Source organism: Hymenobacter aranciens (assembly GCF_030580865.1).
Classification (GTDB): Bacteria; Bacteroidota; Bacteroidia; order Cytophagales; family Hymenobacteraceae; genus Hymenobacter; species Hymenobacter aranciens.
In genome coordinates this window covers 246,352-270,816 of the sequence record NZ_JAUQSY010000002.1, presented here as the reverse complement: position 1 = coordinate 270,816, position 24,465 = coordinate 246,352, and the positions used below count along the sequence as shown (strand labels likewise).

General features: G+C 61.1%; 18 protein-coding genes and 1 tRNA gene. 9 read left to right on the top strand and 10 right to left on the bottom strand.

Annotated elements, in window-relative coordinates:
* Positions 1 to 334 precede the first annotated feature (334 nt).
* Positions 335 to 781: an Xre family toxin-antitoxin system antitoxin gene (locus tag Q5H93_RS03360; RefSeq protein WP_305005072.1), complete on the top strand. Its 447-nt coding sequence runs from the start codon at positions 335 to 337 to the stop codon at positions 779 to 781.
* A gap of 12 nt (positions 782 to 793) precedes the next feature.
* Positions 794 to 1,255, top strand: coding sequence for an RES family NAD+ phosphorylase (locus Q5H93_RS03355; protein WP_305005071.1), 462 nt, complete (start codon positions 794 to 796; stop codon positions 1,253 to 1,255).
* Positions 1,256 to 1,515: 260 nt separating this feature from the next.
* Here the strand turns inward: Q5H93_RS03355 and Q5H93_RS03350 are convergent, their stop codons facing one another.
* The 6 genes from Q5H93_RS03350 to Q5H93_RS03325 all read right to left on the bottom strand — a co-directional run bounded on the left by Q5H93_RS03350 (position 1,516) and on the right by Q5H93_RS03325 (position 9,040).
* Entirely contained in the window at positions 1,516 to 2,502 is a 987-nt protein-coding gene (locus tag Q5H93_RS03350) for a hypothetical protein (RefSeq protein ID WP_305005070.1), read from the bottom strand.
* A 596-nt stretch (positions 2,503 to 3,098) separates the two neighbouring features.
* The gene (locus Q5H93_RS03345) at positions 3,099 to 4,253 is read right to left on the bottom strand and encodes a tetratricopeptide repeat protein (protein WP_305005069.1); all 1,155 of its coding nucleotides are present in this window, start codon (positions 4,251 to 4,253) and stop codon (positions 3,099 to 3,101) included.
* A gap of 227 nt (positions 4,254 to 4,480) precedes the next feature.
* On the bottom strand, positions 4,481 to 7,135 hold the full coding sequence (gene gyrA / locus Q5H93_RS03340; protein WP_305005068.1) for a DNA gyrase subunit A: 2,655 nt from the start codon (positions 7,133 to 7,135) through the stop codon (positions 4,481 to 4,483).
* A gap of 241 nt (positions 7,136 to 7,376) precedes the next feature.
* Entirely contained in the window at positions 7,377 to 7,601 is a 225-nt protein-coding gene (locus Q5H93_RS03335; protein WP_305005067.1) for a hypothetical protein, read from the bottom strand.
* A gap of 71 nt (positions 7,602 to 7,672) precedes the next feature.
* The gene (locus Q5H93_RS03330) at positions 7,673 to 8,320 is read right to left on the bottom strand and encodes an HD domain-containing protein (protein ID WP_305005066.1); all 648 of its coding nucleotides are present in this window, start codon (positions 8,318 to 8,320) and stop codon (positions 7,673 to 7,675) included.
* A gap of 24 nt (positions 8,321 to 8,344) precedes the next feature.
* On the bottom strand, positions 8,345 to 9,040 hold the full coding sequence (locus tag Q5H93_RS03325; protein ID WP_305005065.1) for a DUF547 domain-containing protein: 696 nt from the start codon (positions 9,038 to 9,040) through the stop codon (positions 8,345 to 8,347).
* 220 nt (positions 9,041 to 9,260) lie between these two features.
* Between Q5H93_RS03325 and Q5H93_RS03320 the strand changes: the two genes are divergently transcribed.
* Entirely contained in the window at positions 9,261 to 10,094 is an 834-nt protein-coding gene (locus Q5H93_RS03320) for a phosphatase PAP2 family protein (protein WP_305005064.1), read from the top strand.
* Between the two features lie 83 nt (positions 10,095 to 10,177).
* Here Q5H93_RS03320 and Q5H93_RS03315 read toward each other — a convergent pair.
* The 3 genes from Q5H93_RS03315 to Q5H93_RS03305 all read right to left on the bottom strand — a co-directional run bounded on the left by Q5H93_RS03315 (position 10,178) and on the right by Q5H93_RS03305 (position 13,675).
* Positions 10,178 to 10,253: transfer RNA gene (locus Q5H93_RS03315), tRNA-Thr, on the bottom strand.
* 208 nt (positions 10,254 to 10,461) lie between these two features.
* Positions 10,462 to 13,020, bottom strand: coding sequence for a DUF349 domain-containing protein (locus Q5H93_RS03310; protein WP_305005063.1), 2,559 nt, complete (start codon positions 13,018 to 13,020; stop codon positions 10,462 to 10,464).
* 97 nt (positions 13,021 to 13,117) lie between these two features.
* Positions 13,118 to 13,675, bottom strand: coding sequence for a YqgE/AlgH family protein (locus Q5H93_RS03305; RefSeq protein ID WP_305005062.1), 558 nt, complete (start codon positions 13,673 to 13,675; stop codon positions 13,118 to 13,120).
* A 329-nt stretch (positions 13,676 to 14,004) separates the two neighbouring features.
* On the opposite strand from Q5H93_RS03305, the gene pdxH reads away from it, so the two are divergent.
* The 6 genes from pdxH (at position 14,005) to Q5H93_RS03275 (ending at position 22,671) form a co-directional block, all read left to right on the top strand.
* Positions 14,005 to 14,661 carry a pyridoxamine 5'-phosphate oxidase gene (gene pdxH / locus Q5H93_RS03300; protein WP_305005061.1) on the top strand — a complete coding sequence of 219 codons (657 nt, stop codon included), beginning with the start codon at positions 14,005 to 14,007 and terminating at the stop codon, positions 14,659 to 14,661.
* Positions 14,658 to 16,988, top strand: a complete 2,331-nt coding sequence (locus Q5H93_RS03295) for a WG repeat-containing protein (RefSeq protein WP_305005060.1) — start codon at positions 14,658 to 14,660, stop codon at positions 16,986 to 16,988. Before pdxH ends, Q5H93_RS03295 begins: the two co-directional genes overlap by 4 nt.
* Positions 16,989 to 17,020: 32 nt before the next feature.
* Positions 17,021 to 18,349: a DUF1015 domain-containing protein gene (locus Q5H93_RS03290; RefSeq protein WP_305005059.1), complete on the top strand. Its 1,329-nt coding sequence runs from the start codon at positions 17,021 to 17,023 to the stop codon at positions 18,347 to 18,349.
* 196 nt (positions 18,350 to 18,545) lie between these two features.
* Positions 18,546 to 19,163, top strand: coding sequence for a Maf family nucleotide pyrophosphatase (locus Q5H93_RS03285; protein ID WP_305005058.1), 618 nt, complete (start codon positions 18,546 to 18,548; stop codon positions 19,161 to 19,163).
* Positions 19,164 to 19,165: 2 nt separating this feature from the next.
* A complete protein-coding gene (locus Q5H93_RS03280) occupies positions 19,166 to 20,923 on the top strand; it encodes a hypothetical protein (RefSeq protein ID WP_305005057.1) in 1,758 nt (585 codons plus the stop codon).
* Positions 20,923 to 22,671, top strand: coding sequence for a hypothetical protein (locus Q5H93_RS03275; protein ID WP_305005056.1), 1,749 nt, complete (start codon positions 20,923 to 20,925; stop codon positions 22,669 to 22,671). Before Q5H93_RS03280 ends, Q5H93_RS03275 begins: the two co-directional genes overlap by 1 nt.
* A gap of 58 nt (positions 22,672 to 22,729) precedes the next feature.
* Here the strand turns inward: Q5H93_RS03275 and Q5H93_RS03270 are convergent, their stop codons facing one another.
* Positions 22,730 to 24,373: a catalase gene (locus Q5H93_RS03270; RefSeq protein WP_305005055.1), complete on the bottom strand. Its 1,644-nt coding sequence runs from the start codon at positions 24,371 to 24,373 to the stop codon at positions 22,730 to 22,732.
* Between the last annotated feature and the right edge of the window lie 92 nt (positions 24,374 to 24,465).

Genomic DNA, 24,465 nt, shown 5'->3' with positions numbered 1-24,465 from the left:
GACGTTACATTGCTAATTGAGCCGATTGGTAAATCGGTCATGTGGGTGTGTGTGCCGGTGGAATCAGGTTTCGGCGGCCGTGGGGCGGAATCGACGGAGGGAGTGTGTTCTCCCCGGTACTCAAGTGGCTCAATTAAGGGAGCAAAAATTTGCCGCTTGTCGTTTGCTGGATAATTATTTATTTAACATAATGATTGGCGGTCTGGGTTTCTGTTTTAAGAAGTTGCTGGAAGTAGGAGGGAGGCGCTGATTAGGCTGTTGAACCCAAAGGGAAAATTTTCTCGTTATAAAAGAAATTTTTCCCATCTTTGAGTTGAAAATTTCTTTCCCTGCCATGATAGCTGTTGCCGCTCACCGCTCCGTCTCTACTTACTCAGCTGCTCTGTTGAGTCTGGCTACCGTTGTGGCCGACCCCTTTGCTCTGGTAATGGAAGCCCGCACCGGCGTGCTGGCCAAAACTGCCTTCGATGTGGCCGGCGTACTGCAGCTGCACGTTGATGAGTTGGCTGACCTGCTGCACACCACCACTAAAACCCTGCGGACCTATCGGCAGGCGCGCAAGCGGCTCAGCCCGGCCGCGAGCGAACAGGTGCTGAAAATGTTTGCCCTGGCCCGGCAAGGGGAAGAGATATTTGGCGATGGTGCCACTTTTCGGCGTTGGCTCAATAAGTCAGCCTATGGTCTGGGTGGGCAGCTGCCACTAAGCCTGTTGCAAACCAGTGGCGGTATCGACCTGGTAGCTGAGGAACTGAACCGAATTGCCTACGGCGACCTGGCCTAGGCTATCCGGTCAATGGAAGTTTACCGCATCTGCCTGGCTAAGTATGCCGATGCCCTGGTGGCATCGGGCTATCCGGCGCGTTGGAACGTGCGTGGTCAGTTTGTAATTTATGCGGCGGGTAGCCGTGCCCTGGCTTGTCTCGAAAACGTGGTCCATCGGAGTGGGGAGGGACTTAGCGACCTGTTTAAAGTAGTTCGAATAGAATTTCCAGATGACCTCACGAAAGAAGAACTATTGCTGGCCGACCTTCCGGCCGACTGGCAATTATCGCAGAACTATGCTCGGTGCCAGCCTATTGGAGCTGCCTGGTATGCTCGGCGTGACGCGGCTGTACTACGAGTGCCGTCCTCAGTTATTGCCCACGAGTTCAATTATATATTCAACACCCAACACCCCGATTTTGCAAAGGTTCGGCTGGCGGGGCGGGAGGATTTCGTGTTCGACCCCCGAATTAAGCAAGATGACCCGCACTAATATACCGGAGCGGTTTGGCCAAATGTGTAATATGTGAGGCGTGGTCACTTTAATGCAAAGCTCTGTAAAATAATGTTTTATGTGATTAAATAAGTTGGCGTTATTGATATGAAAGGTAAGCTGCTTGGTTTATTTACCAAATGTGTGGATGCACAATGTTGTTTTAACCACGGCCTAGTGGGCTGTGGAGAATGGCAAGGTAAGGAATTGCCGCTAACTCGCAGCCAGTTTAACATAATGAATGAAAGGGTCGCCCTGTATTAGATGGTACTAATCTGCCGTTTGATTTTCTCCAGCATTGCCTGTACAATGGCCAGGTCGTCCACATCAACTATCGATAAGCTGGTATCGACTCCCGGCCCGCTGATTTGGATGAGGTAAGTAGGAGTAGAGCTGGCTGGCGGCCGGTTAGGGGGTGTTGGGGCTGCGGCTGTTGCAGGAGGTACTAATGTTGGGGAGGGTTGGGCTATCGGAAGCGTCGGAGCAGTAGAAGACTTATCGACAGGAACTGGTGAAGCAGTTGGTTGTATGTTATTCAGCCCAAACAGGGATGCGACGGCATCCGAACTGCTTATTTCAGTAATAGGACGAGCTTGATTGGCCGGGCGTGTCGGTGCGACTGAGGAAGCTATCGAGGTGGCCGTCGGTGTGGTCTTTGTTTCTGCAGTTGCCGTAGGCGCTGCAGTGGCCATACCGGTGTCGGCAGAGCGAAAGCTATTGAGTGAGGGTGGGGGACTAGCGAGTTCGCGCCGGGGAGTTTGTTGGTTGGCAAGCTGGTCGATATCAGCAATTATATTGTGTTCATCAATTAGCCCAACCATACGCGCGCCCTCCACAAAAGCCCGGGCGACTGCCTGGGCATTGATTTCCTCTACGCCGAACTCGCGGATGAGCATCACATCGAGCATCTGTACGGGTAGCTCGCGGGAGCGGAACTTCCGGCAAAGCTGCGTGAATAACGGCGGCGTCAGGAAAGCTTCTCGGTGAAACAGCAGTTCTTCCTGTTTGTCGTAAGCATGTTTGATACGCTTAAACAGGGTTGTTGTGCTGAGCAATTCGCGCTTGCTGGTCATTAACCCAAACTTTACGGCTGAGCCGATAATAGCTTTGAAGGAGCCACTAACTTTCCGATTGAGCTTGCGGGCTGCAGTATCAATGGCGCACTTACCACCGGTGTCGTCTACAACTTCAGCTATTTCCCAGGCACTGGCATAGGTAGTTCTGGGATAGTCAATTAGTTTAGGCATATGCTAGGTACAAAAAAAGAAGGAGTAGCAATAATACGAGTGCTAGCATCAAAAGTAGTAAATAATTCTAAAAAGTATAAAAAAGTACAAATTTATAATTATTTTTTGTACTTTTTTATACTTTAAGGTACTTCCCGTTTTTTTACTTTCTCTCTTTTTTATTGCCGTACCGAAGGAGGGGCTGAGATTTATAACTGCTGTTTCTTATTGAGCCTCTTGTTGAGTCAGCAATAACTTAGAGCCACTGAAGCATCTGCAGCTACATTTTTTTTATAATACTCCTGCGGAAGCTATGGCTACACCTCGGCATCTGCACCGTTCCCTTTCTCAATGACAAAAGAAATAGCTACTGTGTAGCGTGTGTGACGCGTTGCTCACACCACAACTCAAAAATGACACATAATACATGATACCCAACACACCCCCAAACTACGATTAACTCAGCAAGAACAATCCAGCTACCCAACCGGAAACTAACCAGAAAACCATTCAAAACCATCCCAAATAATTGTCTTATAATTTATATTATGTTAAATTAACTCTGCCAGAATAAGGACACTGGTCTGAACCAGTGCCCTACTCTCAAGTCACGTCGATTATTTCCCCGATTCCATCCGGGCATTTATCCGGTCTGCATCAGCAGTACGACCCAACCGGGCGTACACCTTCTGCAGCGACGAAAGTGTGTTGCGGTCCGCGGGTTGCAGCGACAGCGCCTTCTCGAAATACGGCAGCGCGGCTTCGAAATACTTCTTGCCTTCGGCTTCGAATTTCTTACCCGATACCTGATACGTCTTCAGGTCCATCTTGCTGGCTTTGGTGTACGCATCGGCCCCTTTATTGTAGTTGTACACGCCCAGGTTGAATTGGGCGTCAAAGTTATTCGGGTCAACTTCGACGGCCTTCTTATAAGCCTCCAGTGCCTCGGCCGGACGCTTGTCCTGGTCCAGAATCGAGCCTTTTACGGCATAGAGGTTCGAATTCGTTGGGTCGGCGGCGATGGCGCGCTCGATTTTATCGAGGGCTTCTTTGCCCCGGCCGGTGCTCAGGTAGATATTGAGCTCCTCCAGCATGAAGTTTTTGTTGGTGGGATACGCCGCCAGCGCCTGCTGCAGTGCTTTCAGCGCCTCCGCGTCGTTTTTCTCGGCGCGGGCCATCTGCACCAGGCGGGAATAAATCGCTACCGACTTGTAGTTCATGCCAATAAGCTGATTGTAGGCCGCTTTGGCATTCGCAGGCTCCTGCTTGGCTTCGTACGAATAAGCCGTGTAGAGCACCGCCGTCGTGTCCTGCGGCCGCACCTGAGCGGCTAGCTTGTAGCTGGCAATGGCCTTATCGTAGTCCTTGGCATTGTAGCTGTTCACACCATCGTTGAAGGCCCGGGCATAGATGTTGTCCATCTTCGTGGCGGCCTGCTTGGCAAACTCGTTGTCCTTGCCTTCCACCGTCATGGCCTTCTGATACGACTCAAAAGCCTTCTGGGTGCCTTCGCCCGGCTGCAGCTGCTTGCCATAGATGGGACTGTCCATCATCTGCTCATAGATTTCGCCCCGGGTATACCAGGCTTTGGCTTTGCCGCTGGTTTTTTCGTGCACTACGGCCTTGTCAATATCTATTTTAGCCTTGTCAAGCAGGCCTTGACGCTGATAGAGTATGGCATTAGTGATGGCCGAAGTTTGAGCCGTAGCTAGTTGGGGCAAGGCGGTGGCCAAAGCGGCGGCAGTGGCCAGGGTCAACAGGGTCTTCTTCATAATTCGCTGTTTTGCGCGGATTGTTTGGATTTCATTGCGGCGAGCCGCAGCTGAAAATTGGGGGAATTTAAAAGCAAAGATGCACACGCGGGCCAAAATACACAGCCCGCTGCGGCTGACAAAACGCACCTGAAGCAGTTGAGGTTCGTTGTAAACCAGCATCGATTGGCACATTTTGCCAAAACAAAGGGGCGGCCCTTCCGGGCCGCCCCACTCCTATTCAGAAATCAGGCCACGTCTTCGGCCGATTCTTTCGCGTCCTCCTCGTCGGCAGCATCATCGTCCTCGTCGAGGTCGTCATCTGCCTCTTCATCAGCAGCATCGTCTTCCTCAGAGAATTCGGCGCCAGCTGGTAGCACGGCGGCACCAGGCGCACCTTCCGCCATTTCGCCCACCAGCAGCGGGGCTTCGACGCCCTCCTGCCCTTCTTCCTTATCATCAGCCGTTACTTTGGCTACCGACGAAATCTCATCGTTGCTGCTGATTTTCAGCAAACGCACACCCTGAGTGGCGCGGCCGATGATGCGCAAGTCTTTCATGCGCAGCCGGATGGTAATGCCCGACTTGTTGATAATCATGAGGTCGTCACCGTCATTCACGTCCTTGATGGCCACGAGCATCCCGGTTTTATCGGTGATTTTCATGGCCCGCACGCCCTTGCCACCTCGGTTGGTGGTAACGCGGTACTCAGCCAGCTCGCTGCGCTTGCCGTAGCCGTTCTCGCTCACTACCAGTAGTTCCTGCGTCGGGTCGGCCACGCACACCATGCCGATGACGCGGTTGCCCTCGACCTCTTCGAGGCGGATGCCACGCACGCCGGCGGCCGAGCGGCCCATCGAGCGCACCGTGGCTTCGTTGAAGCGTACGGCGCGACCGCTACGCGAGGCCAGCACCACTTCGGCATTCGGAGCCAGCAGCTGCACGTCGAGCAGCCGGTCGCCTTCGTTGATGGTGATGGCGTTGATGCCGGCGGTGCGGGGACGCGAGTAGGCTTCGAGCGGGGTTTTCTTCACCGTGCCCTGCTCGGTGCAGAACATCAGGAAGGTATTCTCCAGGTAATCGGGGTCCTTGAGGCCGCGTACGTTGAGCACGGAGCGGATTTTATCGTCCGACGGAATCTGGATGAGGTTTTGAATGGGCAGGCCCTTGGTGGCCTTGCCGCCTTCCGGCACTTCGTACACTTTGAGCCAGAACACCCGACCCAGCTCGGTGAAGAACAGCAGATATTCGTGCGTGGTAGCGATGAAGAGGTGCTCCGTGAAGTCGTCCTTCTTCGAGGTAGCCCCGCGCGAGCCCATACCGCCCCGGCCCTGGGCGCGGTACTCGTCGAGGTTGGTGCGCTTGATGTAGCCGGCCCGGCTCACGGTAATCACCATGGCCTCGTCGGCAATCATATCCTCGGTCGAGAAGTCGCCGCCGATGTAGTTGATTTCGGTGCGACGCTTATCGCCATACCGCTCCCCTATCTCCAGCGTCTCGGTGCGGATGATGCCACGCTGCAATTCCTCCGACGCCAGCACCGACTTAAGGTAGTCAATCTGACGCATCAACTCTTCGTACTCGGCCACAATTTTGTCACGCTCCAGGCCGGTGAGGCGCTGCAGTCGCATATCGAGGATGGCGCGGGCCTGCACCTCACTCAGGGCGAAGCGCTCGATGAGCTGGGCCCGGGCCACGTCGCCGTCGCGCGAGGAACGGATGAGCTTGATGACTTCATCCAGGTGGTCGAGGGCAATGAGCAGGCCTTCCAGGATGTGGGCGCGCTTCTGGGCCTCGGCCAGCTCGTAGCGGGTGCGGCGCACCACCACGTCGGCCCGGTGCTCCACGAAGTAGTGAATCAGGTCCTTGAGGTTCAGCGTCATCGGGCGGCCCTTCACCAAGCACACGTTGTTGACGCCGAACGAGCTCTGGAGCTGGGTTTTCTTGAACAGGTTGTTCAGCACCACGTTCGGAATGGCATCCTTGCGCAGGTCGTACACGATGCGCATGCCGTCGCGGTCCGATTCGTCGCGCAAATCGGAAATACCTTCGAGCACCTTATCGTTGATGAGCGCGGCCGTTTTCTCAATCATGCTGGCCTTATTCACCATGTAGGGAATCTCGGTCACCACAATCTGGTCTTTGCCGGTTTTGCTGGTTTCGAAGGTGGCCTTGGCCCGCATCACCACCCGGCCGCGACCGGTTTCCATGGCCTGCTTCACGCCTTCGTAGCCGTAGATGATGCCCCCGGTGGGGAAATCCGGGGCCTTGATGTGCTCCATTAACTCGGCCACCGTGATGTCGGGGTTGTCGAGGTAAGCCACGATGCCGGCCACGATTTCCGTCAGGTTGTGCGGGGCCATGTTGGTAGCCATGCCCACGGCGATGCCGGTGGTGCCGTTCATGAGCAGGTTCGGGAACTTGGCCGGCATCACGCTGGGCTCTTCCAGCGAGTCGTCGAAGTTGGGCTGGAAATCGACGGTGTCCTTGTCGAGGTCGCCCAGCATTTCGTCGGACAGGCGCTTGAGGCGGGCCTCGGTGTAACGCATAGCTGCCGGCGAGTCGCCGTCAATGGAGCCGAAGTTACCCTGGCCGTCCACGAGCGGGTAGCGCAGGCTCCAGTCCTGGGCCATGCGTACCATGGTGTCGTACACGCTGCTGTCGCCGTGCGGGTGGTATTTACCCAGCACTTCGCCCACGATACGCGCCGACTTCTTGTAGGCCTTGTTATAGGATACGCCCAGCTCGCTCATGCCGTAAAGCACGCGCCGGTGCACGGGCTTAAGGCCGTCGCGCACATCGGGCAGGGCCCGCGAGATGATAACCGACATCGAGTAGTCGATGTAGGCCCCGCGCATCTCGTCTTCGATGTTTATCGGGATGATTTTTTCTCCGTCCGCCATTCAGGGGGTGCTAAGGCGGCTAGAAATGGCCGGTTTTACCGGGTTTTTAGCCGCAGGGTGAGAACTTCTATTTACGCACGCGAAGATACGCAAAAAAGCCCGCAACGACAAGCGCAGCGGGCTTTTTTTGAACTATTCAGAATACAAACCAGACCTCTGGCCTGGCCAGTGTCAAAGTACAGGCATTGCCGGCCGCCAAAGGTTACTACTGACAAGCCGCTTCGCCCCGGCGGGCCCGCTGCTACAGGCTTTTGCTTTTATCGTTGGCCCGCTTGGTCTTACCCTGGCCGTACGTCTTGATTTTCTCGCCCACGGCCGGATTCTGCTTTTTCCAGAGCGGCTGCCCGCGGTACACCACCCCGTTGTGCAGGTGTTTCTTGCGGGTGTGACACGACACAATCGGACAGGTGCGGCAGCTACTGAGCAGCGCCAGCCCGAGCACGAGCAGGCAGATAAAACGGTTCATGGCGTAAATGTAGCGGCCGGAGCCCATTGCTTTCCCCAAACCAATTCCTCCCCGACCAGATGCGCGGTCATTTACCGCTCGCCATCCCATTCGGCCAAGAACTGCGCCACAAATTCTTCCATATACCGCTGCCGCCCGACGGCCACTTCGCGCGCCGCATCGGTGTGCAGCCGCTCGTGCAGGTACAGCAGCTTCTCGTAGAAGTGGTTGAGCGTGGGCGAGACGTTCTGTTGGTAGCTGGCAAAGTCGGCGTGGGTTACCGGTGGAATAGCCGGGTCGTGCAGCAGCCGGCCCTTGTGCCCGCCATAAGCAAACGCCCGCGCAACCCCAATCGCCCCGATGGCATCGAGCCGGTCGGCATCCTGCACCAGGGCGCCTTCGATGGACGACACCGGTGTGGCCACGCCCAAGCCTTTGAAGGAAACTTCGCGGATGATGGTTTCGACGCGCTGAATGAACTCTTCGGCGGCACCCTGGCTCAGCAGCCAGGCGCGGGCGGCGGCGGGACCGGCCTCGTAGTCGCCACCGTGGAATTTCCAGTCGGCGATGTCGTGCAGCAGGGCGGCCAGTTCGGTTACCTGTAGGTCGGCGCCGGGCGTGTGGGTGGCCAGGCGGCGGGCCATGTGCCACACGCGTTCGATGTGGGCCCAGTCGTGGCCGCTTCCTTCGCTGGCAAATTTCTCACGAATGAAGGCGGCCGTTTTTGCTATTAAGTCCAAATGTAAAATTAACAAAATGTGAAATCATTGTTCGTTTAGCGTCCAATCGTACGTCAGGTACGAGAGCGGCGCTGCTGCATCAATCGGCCGCTCGGCGTAGCGGTTGATGAGCTCCGGCACTGAGGTGCTGCCGTTTTTGGCGAAGTCTTCGGGATAGAAATCGAAGATGGCCGATACGGCGGGTGCCTCCGGCTCGGTCAGGTTGTTTTTGCTGGAGTTATTGATGAATTCCCGCGTCTGGGCCTCCAGTTGCTCGTGGAGTTGGGCGGCAGTATAGGCCTCGTTGCGCAGACGTGGGCACGAGCGGGCGGCGCACACTAAGGCAAAGTGAATCCGGTTATCCGCAAACTGCCGGCGGATAAGCCGATGCTCGAGGTCGTTTAACGAGTAATGCTCGGTCCCCAGTACAATGAAAGGCTGGTCCCACACGGTATTGAGCAAAGTCATTTCGCCGCCCAGCTCGCGGATGCTGCGGATGGGATAATCGCGCAGCACGCGCTGAATGGTAAAGGCATTGTAGGCGTTAAGCCAGTAGGCCAGCCGCTCCGGCTCGCTCCAGGCAGGGCTGGGCAGGTGCGCGGCGAGCTGCTGCAGATAGTCGTTCAGGGCCACGCTATCCTGCTGGAAGCCCCGGTAATCGACCATGCCGGCCGAATCCACGTACTTTTTGAGCAGCGCGTCCCAGGGCGCGTGGTTGACCGGTGCAGCGCTTGCTGACATTGGATTGAGTGGAATAAAGTAAGAAACATAGCCGCAGCCCACCAGGCCCCCGGCACTCAGCGCCCCCAGTATGACGCATTTTACCGAACGGACTGCCCAACGCATAGCTAAAGCCAGTGACCACAGTGCCGCCGCCAGCGGCCGCACCGCAAAGAAACGCCAGGCGTCCCAAACCAGCAACCCACACGACGTTCCTGCTCACCAGGGCCATCTTTGCGGGATGAACATTCGTGCCCACGTTCGCCAGCTGGTGCTGGCCGCCTCACTCGCCGGAGCGGTCACCGCTCCGGCAGTAGCCCAAACTCCGGTAGCAACACCCGCCACTACCCCTGTCGATAGTTTACACAAATACGAAAACACAGCGCCGGTCGCCACGCCCCGCAAGCCTTTTTACAAAAGCAAACTGTTCCGGGCCAGTATCGTGCCGGCGGTGCTCATCGGCTACGGCATCAGTACCATCAACGACCACGGCTTTTACAGCTCCTACGATGCCCGGAGCGACATTCAGCAGCAGTTTCCGGGCTTTCATACCAAGGTCGACGACTACCTGCAGTTCGTGCCCTACCTGGAGCTGGGCGCCACGGTGCTGGCTGGCGTCGAGTCGCGCAACGACCGGCTGAATCTGCTGCTGGTGATAGCTAAGTCGGAGGCGCTGATGCTGACCACCGTTTACACCATCAAGCAAACCAGCAAAATCCTGCGGCCCGACGGCTCCTCGCGCAACGCCTTTCCTTCGGGCCATACGGCGCAGGCCTTCTTGGCGGCCAGCATCGTCCACACCGAGCTGCGCGATAAAAGCCAATGGTACGGTATCGGGGCCTACACCGTGGCCACGAGCGTGGGCGTGCTACGCATGCTCAACAACCGGCACTGGCAGTCCGACGTGTTTGCGGGCGCGGGCATCGGGATTCTCTCAGCCCACCTGGCCTATCTCTCCCACCGCAACCGCTGGGGTCGCAAGCCGCTGGGCCGGGGCATCGGTGACATCGGCATGATGCCCGCCTGGAGCCCGGCCGGCGGCACCGGCCTCACGCTGACCTGGCGGCCGAAGTAAATTTTAGCCATTGCTGGTTCGAGTCCGACAGGAGGCTCCAATAGAAAAGCCCGCTGCAGAATATCTGCAGCGGGCTTTTCTATTGGAGCCTCCTGTCGGACTCGAACCAACGACCCTCTGATTACAAGTCAGAAGCTCTACCAACTGAGCTAAGGAGGCGGGTTGGTGCTGCAAAAGTACGCCACGCGGCGGATTTAGCCAAGCATTGCCAGCATTTTTTGTCGAGCAATTTTATGTAGCCAGTAGGGTCTTATGAACCATTTGGACAATCAAATAAAATAAAGCCCGACCAGCTGACGCCAATCGGGCTTTATTTACACATTTTGCATTTACACATTCAGAAAAGCCAAATGTGTAAACTCAGCTTCTAGCTGCGTACGGCCTTGAGTTGCTTTTTCAGCACCTCGATGCGCTTCCGGCCTTCCTCCATCCGGCCCTGATACTCCTCGCGGAGCTGGGCAGCATTTTTGGAGCGGGCGAAGAAATCGAGGTTGGTCTGGAGCGTGGCGTTGTCGTTTTCCAGTTCGTTGATTTCTTTGCGCAGCGCCATTTCTTTTTTGGTGAGCTGCTGCTGGGCCTGCGGGCGCGCTTTGAGACGGGCGATTTCGGCCTGGAACAAAAGCTCGTTGCGGTCGGCGTAGCTAAGGGCGGGTACGCAGTCGAGGTACTTGCCGAGCAGGCCGAGCAGTTGCTCTTCGCTGCGGTCGCCGGTGCCGCGGCCGGGCTGGTCCTCGGTCGGGTCGAAGGCGGCCGACCAGTCGGCGATGATGGCACGGAAGCCTTCGAGCGTGCCTCCCTCCTCTTTGGTGAGGGCGCTTACTTCTTCGCTCAGCTTTTCGAGGTGGGCGGTTTGCTCGGCCGAGGAAGCCGTCACGCGCTCCTCGCGCTGGCGGGCTTCGTTTTTCGGGCGGTCGAAGAAATTATCGCAGGCCGTGCGGAAGCGGTGCCAGATTTTGTCGGCTTGCTTTTCGGGCACGCGGCCGATGTCCTTCCACTCCTTCTGGACACGGATAACCGTGTTGCGGGCGGCTTCCCAGTCAGGGCTGTTTAGGGCTTCTTCGGCTTGCTCAATGAGCGAAAGCTTGGCCTTCAGGTTGGTGTTCTTCTCGTTGTCGAGCGACTTGAAGAACTCGTTCTTACGGTTGAAGAAAGCCTTGTAGGCGTTCCAGTACTGCTTGTTGAGCGCGTCGGCCTGGGCGCGGGGCACGAGGCCGGCGGCTTCCCACTCCTGCTTGATTTCCTGGATTTCGTCGGTTTTCGAGCGCCACAGGTTCACGCGGTCGGTATCGAAATCGGCGAAGGGCAGGATGCGGTCGAGCAGGGCCTTCTTCACTTCGAGGTTAGCTTTCTCCACGCCCGAGCGCTGGTCGGCAAACTCCTTGCGGCGCTGGTGCAGGCCATCGGAGGCGGCGATGAAGCGCTGCCATAGCGGCTCGCGCTGCTCGTTGGGCACGGGGCCGATGGACTTCCACTCCTCGTGCAGCTTGGTGAGCTCGTCGAGGGCTTTGTTGATGCCGGAGGCATCTTTCAGAGCTTCAGCGCGCTTGATGAGGGCTTCCTTGGCTTCGAGGTTGCGGCGACGGTCAAGGTCGCGCATCTCGTGGAAGCGGCCTTGTTTGCTGTAATAGATGTCGAGCAGGCCGTGGTAGGTGTCCCAGTTAGCCTGGCTGTCGGCCTGGGGCACGGGGCCGACGGCTTTCCACTCGGCCTGCAGGGCCTTGAGCTTGCCGGAGCTGTCCTTGGTGTCGGCCGCCTCCACGAGGGTACGGAGCTGGTCAAGCAGGGCGTTTTTCTTTACCAGGTTTTCCGAGCGGCTGGCGTCTTCGGCTTTGGCTTCGCGCTGGCGGCTTTCGCGGAATTCCTGCAGGGCTTTGTTCAGCTCCTGCTGGCCTTCGGGCTGCTGGAAGGCGAAGGCTTCGGCCTCGTTGCCACCTTCGGCGAACTTCTGGCGGGCGGCCGAGCGGGCCGAGCCCACGTTGGCTTCGTACTGGCGGGTGAGGTCCTGAATCTGCTTGCGGTGCTTGCGGGCATCAGGCCGGCGCAGCAGCTGCACTAGGTACGCTGCCTGGGCGGGCAGGTCGAGCTCGGTGAAGTCAGGCGCGGGCAGCTCGGTTTCGGCTTCGCTGTCGGCTTCCGAAGCGTCGTCAGCGTCAGCCGCCGTTGCTTCTTCCGTCGAAGTTTCTTCCGAAGCAGCAACCGGGGCGGCGCTGGTCAGCGAAGCGGCTTCGCTTTCGGTGGCCGACACGATGCCGGGCGCGGTGCCGGCGTTCAGGGAAGTTTCGGGGTCGGCTACCAGGGCCGGGGCGGTGCTGGCGATGGGCTCAGGCGTTTCGGCCGAAGCGTCGGGCACAGTTTCGGCAACGGGCGGGGCGGCTTCGGCTTCGAGAGCAACTTTTGCTTCGGCAACGGGCGTGGCATCGGCAGGAGCCGTCGGAATGGCCGGGGCCTCTTCGGCAACAGCCGGGTTTTCGCCTGCCGTTTCGGGCGCAGCCTCCACGGCAGGCGCTTCGGCTTTGGCAACCATTTCTTCGCCGTAGTGCGCGACGGCGCGGGCCTGCGGGGCCGACATGTCGCTACCGTCCACGGTCACCGAATCGGGCACGTGCTGGGCGGTTTCGGCGGCGGCGGCAGCCTCGGGGGTGTTGGGCGCGGGCGCGGTGGCTACGGGAGCCGCATCGGCGGGGGCGGGCACGGGCTCGGCGGTACCGGCACCTGCGGGCTGGCCCTCGGGCAGCGGCGGGGTGCCCTGAGCGGGCATTTCGATTTGGGCCGAGCCGGGCGTTTCGGTGGCCGAAGCGGGGTTTTCGGTTTCGACGCGCTCAGCGGGCGCGCTGCCAGCTTTGGCCTGGATTTCGGCCAGGCGGCGTTCAAGGATGGTCATCCGGTCCTCGGCGGACGGCTCGATGGGATTTTGGTCAGCAGACATATCGACGTAAAGGCCAGCCCTCGCAGTGGGGCCGGGTAAGTGGGGCGGAAATTCGTACGAAGGTACGGGAGGTTCGAAAAAGCCGAAGCAGTAAAATTTAGTTCAGGCGCGGGTCGATGGGGTAATTGGAGAGCATCCGAAAACGGCCGCCTTTTTCCCGCAAAATCTCCTGCCAGAACGCATCAGATGCCAAAGTAAACACTTTCCCGGCGCTTGCGGGCTGCCGAATCCAGACCTGCTCCTCCATTTCGCCCGCCAGCTGGCCTTCCGACCAGCCCGAATAGCCCACGAACAGGCGCACATCCTCACTGGTGAGCTCGCCGCTTTGCAGCAGGCCGAGCACCACGTCGAAGTCGCCACCCCAGTATACGTCTTGCCCCAGCGCGGTAGCGCCGGGCACGTCGGGGCGACGGTGCAGGTAGTGCAGCGTATCGGGCTGCACGGGGCCGCCGAGGTAGAGCGGCAGCCCGGCCGCCGGCGATAAGTCGCCGAGGGGCAGCTCCATTACCTCGCCGAGGGTCAGCTGGGTCTGGCGGTTGAGTACGAGGCCGAAAGAGCCATCGGCCGGCTCGTCGCGGCAGAGCAGGATGACGCTACGCTCGAAGTTGGGGTCGCCCAGGAAGGGCTGCGAAATGAGAAGAGTACCGGGTTTCATAAGCAGATGGCGCAACGGGGCGGGCAAAGAGAAGGGCGACAGGTGAGCGCCACGTGAAGTAGCGGCGGCCGGTAATGGTATTTTCCGGCTTCACTTTCATTGAAATTAAAGAAGGCCGGGCAGTTCGTTTTGAGTTCCAAACTCCGCCAACTACGGGCACCAAAATATTTCGGAAAAATTCAGTCTCATTTCCATTCCTACGCAAGCTACCCGGCCAAGGCCATATCCGGCGGCCCGGCGCTTGTGGCTACCTTCGCGGGCTGATTATTCTTTGCGCCCATGAGCTTGGCGCCATTCAGTTGGCCCGCCGCAACTCCTGTTCTTATTCTATGACCGACGCCCAACTAGCCGACCTGCGCCAGACCTACGCCCAGCGCACGCTTACCGAAACCGATGTGCAGCCCGACGCCGTGCCACAGTTCCGAGCCTGGCTCGATGAAGCGCTGGCGGCAAAAATCGACGAGCCCACGGCCATGACGCTGTCGACGGTGGATGTGGCAACGGGCCAGCCTTCGTCGCGGGTGGTCTTATTAAAAGGCCTGCCGGAGGATGAGGGCTTCCTGTTTTTCACCAACTACGACTCGCACAAAGGCCGCGAGCTGGCCGCGCAGCCGCTGGCGGCGCTTAATTTTTTCTGGCCCGCGCTCGAGCGGCAGGTGCGCGTGGAAGGCCGCGTGGAAAAAGCCAGCGCCGAAGTTTCGACCGCCTATTTCCAGAGCCGGCCGCGGGGCAGCCAGCTCGGCGCCTGGGCTTCGCCCCAAAGCCAGCCCGTGCCCGACCGCACCGACCTGGAGGCCCGCGAGCAGGCCATGGAACAGCGCTTTGCCGGGCAGGAGCCGCTGCCGCGCCCGGAGCACTGGGGCGGCTACGTGCTGCGCCCCACGCGGGTGGAGTTCTGGCAGGGCCGCCCGAGCCGGCTGCACGACCGGCTGCAGTTTGACCGCCAGGCTGATGGCAGCTGGAAAATCAGCCGGCTGGCCCCGTGAAGCGGTGGTGGTGGTTATCGGGGCCCTGGCAACGGCTGGCGGCTATCGGCAGCGCCGGGCTGCTGCTGGCGGGCGTGGCCCAGGCCCAGCCGGCGGCGCCACCCTTGCGGGCCGTGCCGCAGCTGCGCCCGGTGCCCGAGCCGTCCGGCGGTCTGGTGCCCTTCCGGCAAGGCCAGCTGTGGGGCTACGCCGACACCACCGGCGTAGTGGCCATCCCGCCAATCTTTCAGACTGACTACGAGCCGCTACCGTTTTTCCAGCTGGGCTTCGTGTTTTTGCCACCTACGGCCCTGCCCGCTACCTGGCAGCCGCCCGTGGCCACGCTCAGCGGGGCCTTTATGAATGGCCGGGGCGAAGTGCTGGCGGTGCGCTGGGAAGAAGTAGCCGTGCTCCAGCCCGATGGCAGCCTGCGGGCCACTCCCCGCCCGCAGGCCGTGGGCAAGCGGGTGCTGCTGCCGCAGCACGACGCTACTCATCCCCTGCTGCGGGATTTCGTAGAGTTTACGGTCCGGCAGTTTGGCCGGGGCGACGATACAACCATCGTTTTTCCCAACGACCAACCGCGCTACCATAACACTTACGACGAGCACTACCTGGGGGAAGACCGGGCGACGCACACGATTACGCCCCCTGGGGGCCGCTACTACCAGCGCAGCATGGAGCGGCTCCGTCATTACGCCCTGACGACGACGCGGGGTCAGCGGCTGACCGGCTATAAGTTCAGCCACATCAGGCACTTCTGGGATGGTCTGGCGGCCACCAGCGTCCGGCACGACACCTACTGGCAAAAAATCGGCCGGCAGCAGGGCTGGTACTCCGGCCGCCCGCCCGCCCGCTGGGGCTACCTCGACCGGGCCGGCCATTGGCGCATCCGGCCAGCATTCGACGAGGTATCCGACTTCCGCCGGGGCGTGGCCGTGGTGCGACAAGGCCTGCGCTACGGCATCATCGACACGAAGGGCAAATTTCAATTTCCCCTGCAAGCCAACTGGTTGAGCGACCCCGATGAAGCCGGGCTGGTGCGCACCCAAATCATAATTTATGAGTCGGTTACCGCATCGCCCGATTCGGTGCAGCGGCAGCGCGAGCGGTATCGGCGCCTGGGCTTGCGCTGGCAGCCCCCAACCCCTGAGCCCATTGCCGCCCAGTTTCAGTACCTGACCACCACGGGCCAGCCCGCTTTTGCCGGAGCGGGCTTCGACGATGCCGGGCCGTTTGTGCAGGGCCGCGCCTGGGTGCGGCAGGGCGAGCGCGCCGGCCTGATAAACCGGGCCGGGGTCTGGCTAACGCCCGAGGCCTACCACTCGCTGACGGCCGCCCCCCGGTTCGGCAATGGCGACCCGGAAACGACTGGTTCCGGGGAATTTACGGAGGATGACTTGCGGGAAATGAGCGCCGACCCCGATTTGGCGAGTCAAGAAGTCTACGGCGTGCCGCCCGGCTTATGGCCCCGGCGGCTGCTGCCCGACACGGCTTACCTGGTCGGGTGGCGCGATGGCTACTACGGCCTGGTGGCCCGCGCCTCCGGCCGAGAAACTACTCCCTGCCGGTACGATGCCGTGCTGCTGCGGCCATTCCGGGGGCTGGCCTGCCTGCAGCGGGCCGATACCACTTACCTCGTCGATGCCGCCTCGGGCCGCGAGCTGCTGGCCGGCGACTACCGGGGCATCGACGTGCAAACAAGCCGGGGCCGCCGGCTGTACCTGACCCGCGCCGAGCCGGCCGCCTGGGCGCTGGCCGACAGCACTGGGCGCCTGTGCACGCCCTGGGTGCCGGGCCGGGGCTTCCCGACTCCGGAAGGCTGGCTGCTAAGCCAGGACCTCAACGGCTGGACGCTCCGCGACTCGACCGGCGCGGTGGGCTACGAGTCGCCCTACCCCATTTATCACCCGCGCTGGAGCAGTCTCTGGGAGAACACAACCGCCAGCGACCGCCGGGGCGATGACGTTCTCTGGCACTGGCAATTACCGTTCACGTACCGTAGTTCGCCCCCCGGCGCCGCTTACCTAATCCAAGCGCCCGACACCTGGCGCTACCTGGACGCGCAGCTGTGCGAAATCGGCCGCTCACCCGCCACCCGCCACACCCGGCTGCTGCCGAATGGCTGGAGCTTCGGCATCGATTCGCACAAGCGCTGGTCCATACTGGTAAGTGATACTGGCCAGCTCATTACCATGCCCCCGCCCGACCATCCGGCGGCCGCAGCCGATAATGAATGGCGGCAGCTTGATACCTTCGACTACTCCCGCGCCTGGCACGGGCACGGGGTTCTGCTCACCAATAAGGGTTTCCTGACGCGAGGCCGGCGGCCGCTCTGGATTGATTGATTGATTGATTAACCTGCTAACTTACTGCCTACGTGGCTGAAATTCAACCCCTGCGCGGCTGGCGCTACGCCCCGGCCCTGAGCGCCAATATTGACGAGTACGTGTCGCCGCTGTTCGACGTGGTGTCGGTAAAGCAGCGCGAGGCGCTGTACCGCAACCCACTCAATTCCATTCATTTATCCGTACCCCGGGGCGACGACCCGGCCGGCGCGGCCCTGGCCCGCCTGCGCGAGTGGCAGGCCCAGGGCATTCTGCGGCAGGACGAGCTGCCGGGCATTTACGCTTATTATCAATATTTTCGGCTGCCGGGCTCGACGCGGGAATATTGCCGCAAGGGCTTCATGTGCCACATCCGGGCCTACGACTGGGATGAGAACGTGGTGCTGCGCCACGAGAACACCCTGCCCGCCTCGGTGAACGACCGGGCCGAGCTGCTGGCCCGCACCCGGTTTCAGACCAGCGCCACCCACGGGCTGTACCGCGACGAGGATTTTGAGCTGGAACGCTACCTGGATGAGGCTATTGAGAGCCCGCTGTATGCGACGGAGGAAGACTACCAGGGCGCCCGCGACGTGCTGGCCGTCATTCAGGACGTACAGGTAATTAAGCGGTTCCAGGCAGTACTGGCGGCACGGGAAGTAATTCTGGCCGATGGCCACCACCGCTACGAAGGCTCGCTGGCCTACCGCCAAGCCCGGCAGCAGGCCGCCGGCGCCAGCGCCACCGGTCGCGAGCCCTGGAATTACCACCTCATGTACCTCACCAACGGGGCGGCCGACGACCTGCGCATTCTGCCCACGCACCGGCTGCTGCTGGAGCTCCCCGGCGGCCTGAGCACCGGTGAGCTGCTGGCGCGGCTGGAGCCTTACTTTACGCTGCTGCCGCAGGCCGAGGCGACGGATTTGCCCGAGATTATTGCCGGCAAGCGCTGGGCGTTTGGCTTGTACGTAGATGGGCAGGCGTACAAAATCCGGCTGCGGCCGGAGGTGCATGCGCTGCTGGACTGGGATACCACTTCGGAAGTGAAAAACCTGGATTTGACGGTGCTGCACTTCTTCGTGCTCGAAAAGGTGCTGGGTATCGTCGGGCCGGATGCGCAACGGAGCTGGCCGGGCGTGGCTTACGTGCGCAACTTTGCCGAGTGCCTGCAGCGCGTGGACCGCGGTGAGGCCCGCGCCGCCTTCCTTGTGAACGAGGTAAGTATGGCCGAAGTCGAAGCCGTGTGCCATTCCGGCGCCGTGATGCCGCCCAAATCGACCTTCTTCTACCCCAAAACCATCGGCGGATTTCTGTTCAGCAGCATTGCGGATGAGGAAGCGGGCAAGGTATTCGACCAGGTTTTTCAGGAAAATCAACCCTGAAAAACCCGGAAAGTCGGCCGGAATCCGGAAATTTTGAGCGGCCTCCCCTATCCCTGCCAGCGGCCCGGCGGGTGGGGAAAATTTTGAAAATCGAGCCGCCCATCATTATGTTAAATAAGCAAAAATTCACCCCCAATCCAGCAATTGCCTGCAGCTGAAAACTGCGGCTGAAAATTTTCCACGCCGCCCATTCATTATGTTAAACGAGCAGCTTATCAAACCAAGCCCCAAACTCATCCTCGCCTCCAATTCGCCGCGCCGCCGCCAGCTGCTTCGCGACCTGGGCCTGGCTTATGAAGTGCGCCTGCGGGAAGTGGCCGAGGATTTTCCGCCCCACCTCGTGCGCGGCGAGGTGGCCGAGTACCTGGCCCGCCACAAAGCCAGCGCCTACCTCCCCGACCTGGCGCCCGATGAGCTGGTTATCACTGCCGACACCATTGTGTGCCTGGATGACGACGTGCTCAACAAGCCCGCTGATGCTGCCGAGGCCGTGGCGATGCTCACCCGCCTGCAGGGCCGGGCGCACGAGGTGTTCACCGGCGTGTGCCTGCGCACCGGCGACGGCCGCGAGGTCGTGTTTTCGGACCAGACGACGGTGCATTTCAGCCCCCTGAATCGGGCCGAAATCGAGCACTACGTTGCTACGTACCACCCTTTCGACAAAGCCGGGGCCTACGGCGCGCAGGATTGGATTGGCATGGTGGCCATCACCCGCATCGAGGGCTCGTACTTCAACGTGATGGGCCTGCCGGTGCACCGGGTGTGGAGCGAGCTGGCGGCTCTCGGGGCGTTGCCGGCGCAGCATTCTTCGTGACGGTGAGGCGGCCCGACAGCTTAAGCAAACAACCCGCGACTGCGCGCCAGACCCTGGCGCTGGGCATTGCCGCGGCGGTGCTGCTGGTGGCGGGCAGTCTCGGCCTGCTGTTTGGCGGCACCGGTTATGCCGTATTGGCGGGCTTCGGCCGCATCAGCTACCACGAAAACGGCTTTGCGCAGCTGCCCCTGGCGCTCACGCCGGGCCGTTATCAGGCCTTGCTGCTGGCGCTGGGCGGCGCGGCCGCCGGCAGTCTGCTAGCCCTGGCGCTACTGCGGCCCGCAAGCGCGCTGGCTGCCCTGCGGGCCGAATGGCGCCGGGCCGGCACGCGCGGCCGGGCCTGGTGGCGCGCCCAGGCGGGCCGCAGCCAACTGGCGGCGGGCCTGCTGCTGCTGGCCGTGCTGGCAGCGCGGCTGTGGTACCTGGCCCAATATCCGCTCAGCACCGACGAAGTGGCGTCGTATGACTATTTCGTGCGCGGCGGGCCGGCGGTCATCACCAGCTTCTACCCTATTCCCAACAATCATATTTTCTACAACCTGCTGGCCTGGCCGCTGGCCGAGCTGGGCTTGTCGCCGCGGCTGGCGATGCGCCTACCCTCCCTCCTGCTGGGACTGCTGGGCACAAGCTTCGGCAGCGTGCTGCTGGCCCGGCTCTTGGGCTGGTGGCGGGCAACTTTGCTACTGGGATTGGTGGGCCTGGCTCCGCTGTGGGTGTATTATGCGGCTAATGGAAGGGGATATTTCGTGCAGTTCGGGCTGTTGCAAATCGGGTTGTTCGCGATAGTTGAGCTGCTGCGCCCGGCTTCGCGTTATCAGCGGCTCAGCTGGCTGGCCCTGCTGGGCAGCAGCGTGCTGGGGCTCTACACGGTGCCCAGCTACGCGTATCCGCTGGTGGCCCTGGGGCTGGGACTGGCAGCGGGGCTACTGCAGCAGCGCCGCTGGCCTGAGCTGCCCACGCTGGCGCTGGCAGGGGCTGGCATCGTGCTCCTGGCTGGACTGTTGTATGCGCCCGTCGGCGCGGTGTCGGGCTGGGGGCAGCTGCTGGGCAACCGCTACGTGGCAGCCCGGCCGGATTTCTGGCTGCACTACCGGGCGGCGCTCTATGAAATCGGGGCCGAGCTGTTTGGCCCTTCGCTAAGGCTGAGTGGCCCGGCCTGGCTGGCGTTGGCGGCGCTGGGCGGCCTGGCCGCCGGGCGGCTGGTGCTGCCGGGGCCGCGCCGTACGCTGGCGCTATTGGTCTGGCTGCAACTGGCTGTGCCGCTGCTATTGATGGCTGTTCAGCGCGTGTATGCGCCGGCGCGCACCTTATTACACCTCACGTTTTTCGGCTATCTGCTGGTATTGCTGCTCCTGACCGAGCGACTGCCCACGCTACGCCGGGCTCACCAGCGAATAGCCCAGGCCTTGGCGTTGCTGGCTGGGTTGGGCCTGGGCGCTTACCGCCTACAGCTCGACCAAGTGCGGCTACAGGCTTCCCGCCGCGAAACCCAGCTTTTTCAGCAAGCCTACGACTGGCTGCAGCACCAGCCCGACGCCCACCGCATCTGGCTGAATGCGCCGCTGCACGAGCTGTTCTTTGCCCACTACGCCCGCCAGCAGCCGGGGCCGTTGCGAGTGCTGCACTCGGGCCGGCGTTACCCAACCGCCGTACACTACGACTATCTGGTCGTTAAAAATCAGCCGAAACACTCCGCTCCGTTTTCGTACCGCCTGGCGTATCACGACGAGCTGGTTAACATCTACGCCTCGACCCGCTGATGCCACCCTTCCGTTATTTTCTGCAAGTGGGCCTGCTGCTCCTGCTGCTGACGGCCGGCTACGCGGCACTGCTGCTACACCAGGCGACGCTGCCCGCCATTCAGGCGCTCGACCACATCACGCAGCACATGCAGTGGCACATCCGGCCGGTGCAGGCGGCCGAGCTCCGCCACTTGTTAGTGCGGTTGGAGGTGGTAGTCGCACTGGCGGGTGGCGCACTCCTTGCGTTGTCGCGCCGGGCAACCGGCCGCCGTGAGTGGCAGTTACTGGGGTGGGAAGTCAAGGCCGTTGCCAGCGGAATAACCGCTTGCTTTCAGCGCTTGCCCGGCCAACAGCGTGCCTTATTCTGGCTACTATTGGGCTTCCTGACGGCCTTGCGCACTTACTTCAGCCTCACCAAACCACTGCACGGCGAAGAGCTAGCCTCGTATGAGTTTTTCGTGCGGCCGGGCCTGCTGGCTACCAGCGCCTACTACCCGATTCCCAACAACCACGTGCTGTCTAACACCATCAGCGGCTGGCTTTATCTGCTGAGTCCGAATTTCTGGTGGTGCATGCGGCTGCCGGTGCTGCTCATCAGCACCCTTGGCACGGTGCTGTTGTTTGGCAGCCTGCTGCGCGTCAGCAATTTCCGAGTGGCGGCAGTTGCCACGTTTTTATTCAGCTGGCTACAGCTGAGCTTGTACAACGCCAGCGCTGCCCGCGGCTACTGGCTGCTCATCACCCTGGCCGGACTGGTGTTTTTTGCCACCCTGGCCCTGAGCAATGCCCGCGCCCGGCGCGCCGCCTGGGCCGCCCTGCTGGTGGGCGGCGTGCTGGGCAGCTACACTATCCCCTCGTTCGCCTACGTGCTGGTGGCGGCATTTTCGTGGCTGGGCTTGGTCTTTCTGCGGCAAAAACGCTGGCCGGAATTGGCGCAAGCCATTGCCATCGGAACGCTGACCATCCTCGGCGCAACGCTGCTCTATTCCCCCCTCCTGCTCGTTTCCGGCCTCGACGTACTGACCGGCAACGGCTTCGTGGCCCCCCGCCCAGCCGCCGAGTTCTGGACCGGCCTGCCGGCCTATCTGTGGTTCAATGAAGGCCTTCTCGCCGGGCAGCGCAGCATCGGCGCCGTCCTGACACTGGCGGGGCTGCTAAGCTTCGGCTACTTACTACTGCGTTACCCGGCCAGCACAACTTCCCGATTCCACCGCCTGGGCAAACCAGCCCTGTGGTTCACCATCAGTCCCTACGCGCTGGTGGTAATGCAGCGCGTATTCCCCCCCGAGCGGGTTTTTCTCTACAAAGCGTTTTTCTTCTTCATCCTCGTAGCGCTGCTGGCCGACTGGTGGCTGCGCCGCCCGCTAAGCCACCTGGCCCGTCGCTGGTCGCAAGCCATGCTACTAGTCAGTGTGTTAATTTTCATTGTTTACCAAACCTATACTGTCGAGCGCCTCAACCGACGCAACCAGCGCCCCGTGGCCGCCTACCAGGCCGGCTTCGAATGGCTGGCCGCCCAGCCGCCCGGCCCGGTGCTGGCCCCCGAGCCGCTGCACAACCTCTACTTCCGCTTCTTCGGCCACGCCCTGACGCCCGCCCGCCGCTGGCGCTTCGCCGCCGCCGCCCGGCCCGCCACCCCCTACGCCTACGTGCTGGCCTTCCCCAACCAACGCGGCTACTTCCAGCCGAAATACCCATTCCCGCCCGCCTATCGCAACCCGGAAGTGGAAATTTACCGCCTGCCCAAAGGCTTTCAACTACCATAAAAAAAGCGCCGCCCCAACCTGGGACGGCGCTTTCTGAATTCAAGCTAACAGCTAAAACCTAAGCCATAGACGGCTTCTGCGTGCCAGCCGAGCGCACGCCTACTTCGGCGTGGCCGTGGCCATTCATGCCGGCTTTTTCAGCCATAGCCTTGTCGATGCCTTCGCGCACGCGGCGGCCGTAGTCGGCGTCGCACTTCGTGAAGAGCTCCACCATCTTGTCCTGCACCGACTTATCGGCCCCTTTCAGGTTGTCGGCCAGGTTGTTGATGAGGTCGTCCTTCTCGCGGTCGGTGTGGCGGCGGTAGCGGTCACCGGCCTGCTGGAAGTCGATGTCGCCGTGGCGCTCCAGCTTCTGGCGCACCAGGCGCGCCTCGTAGGCGGGCTCGTGCTCCTTGCCGGCGGGGGCCGACTCGCTGAGGCCGTTGAGGCGGCTGGGCTCGTAGTTGACGTGGGGGTTCTGGCCGGGCGCGGTGTCCACGTGGTACGTCATCTGGCCGTCGCGCTGGTTGGTGGCCACGTGCTTCTTGGGCGCGTTGATGGGCAGTTGCAGGTAGTTGGCACCCACGCGGTAACGCTGGGTATCCGAGTACGAGAACGTGCGGCCCTGCAGCATCTTGTCGTCCGAGAAATCCAGGCCGTCCACCAGCACACCGGTGCCGAACGCCACCTGCTCCACTTCGGCGAAGTAGTTCTCGGGGTTCTTATTCAGCGTCATCATGCCCACGGGTAGGTACGGGAACTGGTCTTCGGGCCAGATTTTGGTATCGTCCAGCGGGTCGAAGGGCAGCTCGTTGTGCTCGCCGTCGGGCATCATCTGCACGCACAGCTCCCACTTGGGGAAGTTGCCGGCCTTGATGTTATCGTAGAGGTCGCCGGTGGCGTGATTGAAGTCCTTGGCCTGAATGGCTTCGGCCTCGGGCTGGGTCAGGTTGCGCACGCCTTGCTGCGGCACCCAGTGGTACTTAATGAGTTGGGCCTCGCCGGCCGCATTCACCCACTTGTAGGTATTCACGCCCGAGCCTTCCATCTCGCGGTAGTTGGCCGGAATGCCCCAAGGCGAAAACAGGAAGGTAATCATCTGCAGCGCCTCGGGGTGGTGCGACATGAAGTCGAAAATCCGGCCGCCGTCCTGGCGGTTGGTCACCGGGTCGGGCTTCAGCGAGTGCACCATGTCGGGGAACTTCATCGCGTCGCGGATGAAGAACACTTTCAGGTTGTTACCCACCAGGTCCCAGTTGCCATCCTCGGTGTAGAACTTGGTGGCGAAGCCGCGCGGGTCGCGCAGCGTCTCGGGCGAGTGCCCGCCGTGAATCACGCTCGAAAAGCGCACGAACACCGGCGTTTCCTTACCCTTGGTATTGAAGAGCTTGGCGCGGGTGTACTTGGCAATGGGCTCGTCGCCCACCGTGCCGTAGGCCTCGAACGTGCCGTGGGCACCGGCGCCGCGGGCATGCACCACCCGCTCGGGCGTCCGCTCGCGGTCGAAGTGGCTGATTTTCTCGAGGAAGTGGTAGTTTTCCAGGGTCGTCGGCCCGCGGCTGCCCACGGTGCGCACGTTCTGGTTGTCCACCACGGGGTGGCCCTGGCGGGTGGTAAGGGTTTGGGCGCCCTCGCCGACGGCGGTGCGCTGGTCTTCGGCGCTGCCCGCGCCGGTGACGGCCGTTCCCGTGCCGTTGCCAGTGCTAGCTTGATGCTCGCTCATGATAAATAAGGTTGTTGGTTAAGAAAAAGTTGAAAAAAGACAGATTCGGAGGGAGCCGCGCCGGGCCCCGTGCATTACCGGCAAAGGTGGCA

Bases quoted from the DNA above. Each gene is read 5' to 3' on its own strand.
- Q5H93_RS03360 (WP_305005072.1), top strand. From the start codon at position 335: ATGATAGCTGTTGCCGCTCACCGCTCCGTCTCTACTTACTCAGCTGCT.
- Q5H93_RS03355 (WP_305005071.1), top strand. From the start codon at position 794: ATGGAAGTTTACCGCATCTGCCTGGCTAAGTATGCCGATGCCCTGGTG.
- Q5H93_RS03350 (WP_305005070.1), bottom strand. From the start codon at position 2,502: ATGCCTAAACTAATTGACTATCCCAGAACTACCTATGCCAGTGCCTGG.
- Q5H93_RS03345 (WP_305005069.1), bottom strand. From the start codon at position 4,253: ATGAAGAAGACCCTGTTGACCCTGGCCACTGCCGCCGCTTTGGCCACC.
- gyrA (WP_305005068.1), bottom strand. From the start codon at position 7,135: ATGGCGGACGGAGAAAAAATCATCCCGATAAACATCGAAGACGAGATG.
- Q5H93_RS03335 (WP_305005067.1), bottom strand. From the start codon at position 7,601: ATGAACCGTTTTATCTGCCTGCTCGTGCTCGGGCTGGCGCTGCTCAGT.
- Q5H93_RS03325 (WP_305005065.1), bottom strand. From the start codon at position 9,040: ATGTCAGCAAGCGCTGCACCGGTCAACCACGCGCCCTGGGACGCGCTG.
- Q5H93_RS03320 (WP_305005064.1), top strand. From the start codon at position 9,261: ATGAACATTCGTGCCCACGTTCGCCAGCTGGTGCTGGCCGCCTCACTC.
- Q5H93_RS03310 (WP_305005063.1), bottom strand. From the start codon at position 13,020: ATGTCTGCTGACCAAAATCCCATCGAGCCGTCCGCCGAGGACCGGATG.
- Q5H93_RS03305 (WP_305005062.1), bottom strand. From the start codon at position 13,675: ATGAAACCCGGTACTCTTCTCATTTCGCAGCCCTTCCTGGGCGACCCC.
- pdxH (WP_305005061.1), top strand. From the start codon at position 14,005: ATGACCGACGCCCAACTAGCCGACCTGCGCCAGACCTACGCCCAGCGC.
- Q5H93_RS03285 (WP_305005058.1), top strand. From the start codon at position 18,546: ATGTTAAACGAGCAGCTTATCAAACCAAGCCCCAAACTCATCCTCGCC.
- Q5H93_RS03275 (WP_305005056.1), top strand. From the start codon at position 20,923: ATGCCACCCTTCCGTTATTTTCTGCAAGTGGGCCTGCTGCTCCTGCTG.
- Q5H93_RS03270 (WP_305005055.1), bottom strand. From the start codon at position 24,373: ATGAGCGAGCATCAAGCTAGCACTGGCAACGGCACGGGAACGGCCGTC.